Below are 2981 nucleotides of genomic sequence, written 5' to 3'. Positions count from 1 at the left end.
CAAACACTGATCTCTCAAAACAAATTCAGCAAGTATCTTATTTACGCAATTGGAGAAATAATACTTGTGGTGATCGGTATTCTGATAGCCATTTGGCTCAACAACTTCAATCAGGAAAGAATAGAACGTAATAAGGAAATATCCTTTCTCAAAAATCTGAAAGATGATATTAAATTGGATATCCAGGAATTAACTTTGAGAGATTCCGCTTTGGCTGGCTATCAGTCCGGTCAAGAAAAGGGATTGGAGTTATTACTTGAAGCAAAATCAGTGCAGGACATTTTAGACATAGATTCTCTCATTCAATTCCGCTGGCAAGGTTTTACTGTGAATAGAAAGTCCTACGATGAGATGATCAATACTACTGGAATCTACATTATTACGAATAGGGATTTGCTCAATGATTTGAGCGACCATTATGCCTTAGTAGAAACATTTCAACAGAACTATAGAGAGATTAATGAAGATTCGCGAGAGTTTTATAATAACTCTTATTTAGATCCTTTCGATTATATCATAAGGTACAACAAAGAAAAATCTTTCGCTATTGAAAGTCTCGATACAAAATGGATTAGTAATCACAATTCACCTGCTTATTTGGCTTTATCCAGATTCTATAGTCATGTGATCTTTGCTGTTAATAAAAATAAGCGAGGGTATATTGAAGAAATACTGAAGAGTAGCAAATCATTGCTGGATGAAATAGACCACGAATTAAGAAGAAAGAATATCAAAAGTTAACGAAAGCGCAATCAGTAAGTTTAGAAAGAATCTAGTGAAACCCTAATCAATAACTTGTGCAAAGGATGTATCCTAACGAACATTAAATAAAAGTAAGAATACAGATAAGTCACCCGCTAAGATAAAATCTCCCCCTTTGCCTAGGACATCTAGCTTTTTTTCCTTTGCGTTTCCTTCATGTGCTTGACGGTTAAAAAAATGAGATTTCCTGTCTTCTGCAGGCAAGTTCCCTGTGGTCGAAATGACTTTCTTTGGTTTTTAGAATCCTGGATTTGAGAAGTTTAACTTTTATATAATAAAAAATACCAAAAGTGTATATTTAACTGATTTAGATAAATAGGTACGCATCCTTTGTATCTATAAAAATGTTGGAAATAATTTTAAGACAAATTCCAGAAAAAATGAAAAAAGAATTAAAAGTCATTGAGTTTAAGAAAAAACAAAAACTTCTAGATACTGTAAATGAAAATTCCGGTAAAATAGAAATTGTTTCTATTTCATCTTGCCAAGAAGCAACATCATTTAGACATTTCTTATGGTACTATGAAAAATGATTTTCATTAATCATATCCTCCTGAGCATAAACCATGCAAAGGACTAGGTGTAGCATGAACCTACACCTTATTTTTTAGAATTTGTAATTCTTTATTAATAGTTGATTCTCAGCTAAATGTATTTGTCTAAGCTTCGATGTGATCTACGCTATTTTATTTCCTTTGAATGCATTGTAGTAAAAAATGAGATTTCTTGCCTTCGGCAGGCAAGCTCTCTGGTTGAAATGACTCCGATCGGTACTGAGATTTTGATTCTTGATGGGGCTGCATTCAAATTAAATGGAAGAATTTGATTTTTAGATGATTGGGTCTAAGTTTAGCTAATGCAAAAATAAAAAATACCAAACATGTACATATCCAACCAAATCTGGGGAATATGTTCAATAAAATTGTAAAAATAAACTAGTTGGCGGTAATATGAATCAGATGGAGACTAGTACGAGAACATGAAAATATTAAAGAGAATTAGAAAGTGGATACTTATTACCCTTGGGAGCATTATTAGTTTAATTGCAGTTATTCTTTTAATTATAAGAATAAATAGTTCTGGGGTTGAAGAGCCTTTTCTGGATAAACATGGGAACATCCTTCCAAATAGTATTGCCATGCATGAGGATATGGTTATAAACGGTGCTCCCCAAAGAATAACAATCAGAGGAAAAGATATAAACAACCCTGTGTTATTACAGGTACATGGTGGTCCTGGGAGTCCATCGATTCCAGCATTTTCAAAAATTGTTGGATTTGATTTAGAAGACCTATTTACAGTATGCTACTGGGAACAACGAGGTTCTGGATTGGCTTATAATGATAGTATACCTGACTCTACCATCACTTTAAATCAAATCGTTGATGATGGTTTGTTCGTGACAGACTATCTTAAAAAGACTTTCAATAAAAATAAAATATATATTGAAGGAACATCTTGGGGTACAACAGTAAGCGCATTTATGGTCCAAAAAGACCCAGAATCATTTCATGCTTATATTGGCATTGGTCAGATGGCTAACCAACTGCTTTCAGAACAACTTTCTTACGATTTTGTGATGACAGAAGCACAAAAACAAAATGATACTATTTCTTTAAATCAATTAAAAGGTATTGGACGACCGCCATATCCCAACAAATCGAATATAGAAATGGCAAATGCTTGTGATATTGAACGTATGGTTGTAGTAAAATATGCGCCACCTCGCAGAAATATTGGTTTCAATTTTATAAAACAAATGTTCTTGGATAACGGTCTCACATTTAGTGAAAAATTTGCACCAATGATTAATAACCCGGAAGTATTTTATCCTGCATATAAACTATTATGGCCTACATGCTTTAATAGTAATCTTATGCGTGATGTTCCGGAGTGGAAAGTACCCGTTTATATATTGCAAGGAGACAATGACCATTTTACAGAAACTTCATTGGCAAAGGCCTATTTTGATTCCATAACTGCTCCTTCAAAAAAATGGTATTTATTTGAAAATGCTACGCATGCTGTACAATTTGAATATCCTGAAAAATACCGTTCAATTTATATTAATGAAATATTAGAAAAATAAATGCTACTGCTAACAAAGTATATATCGCATTAAAACGCGCCATATACTTACCGTTGTACTTCATCCTGATAGCTATCGGGACCAATCGCTAACCAATGATAAAATTCTTTAGGAAAATTCGACAAAAACT

At 33.2% G+C, this 2981-nt stretch carries 4 protein-coding genes; all 4 read left to right on the top strand.

The window, feature by feature from the left end; all coding sequences use genetic code 11:
* Nucleotides 1–741: DUF6090 family protein (locus AAGF08_RS20290; protein WP_343513276.1), on the top strand; the 741-nt coding region annotated here is incomplete at its 5' end.
* A 401-nt stretch (nt 742–1142) separates the two neighbouring features.
* Nucleotides 1143–1295 (top strand): hypothetical protein, encoded by a 153-nt coding sequence (locus tag AAGF08_RS20285; RefSeq protein ID WP_343513275.1) that lies wholly within the window; start codon nt 1143–1145, stop codon nt 1293–1295.
* 116 nt (nt 1296–1411) lie between these two features.
* Nucleotides 1412–1588, top strand: a complete 177-nt coding sequence (locus tag AAGF08_RS20280) for a hypothetical protein (RefSeq protein ID WP_343513274.1) — start codon at nt 1412–1414, stop codon at nt 1586–1588.
* Nucleotides 1589–1741: 153 nt separating this feature from the next.
* On the top strand, nt 1742–2851 hold the full coding sequence (locus tag AAGF08_RS20275; protein WP_343513273.1) for an alpha/beta hydrolase: 1110 nt from the start codon (nt 1742–1744) through the stop codon (nt 2849–2851).
* Nucleotides 2852–2981: the final 130 nt, after the last annotated feature.

The sequence above is a fragment of the Algoriphagus sp. SE2 genome (assembly GCF_039563885.1).
Taxonomy (GTDB): domain Bacteria; phylum Bacteroidota; class Bacteroidia; order Cytophagales; family Cyclobacteriaceae; genus Algoriphagus.
This window is presented reverse-complemented; position numbering and strand designations above follow the sequence as displayed.

Coding starts and splice junctions, on each gene's coding strand:
- AAGF08_RS20285 (WP_343513275.1), top strand. CDS start 1,143: ATGAAAAAAGAATTAAAAGTCATTGAGTTTAAGAAAAAACAAAAACTT.
- AAGF08_RS20280 (WP_343513274.1), top strand. CDS start 1,412: ATGTATTTGTCTAAGCTTCGATGTGATCTACGCTATTTTATTTCCTTT.
- AAGF08_RS20275 (WP_343513273.1), top strand. CDS start 1,742: ATGAAAATATTAAAGAGAATTAGAAAGTGGATACTTATTACCCTTGGG.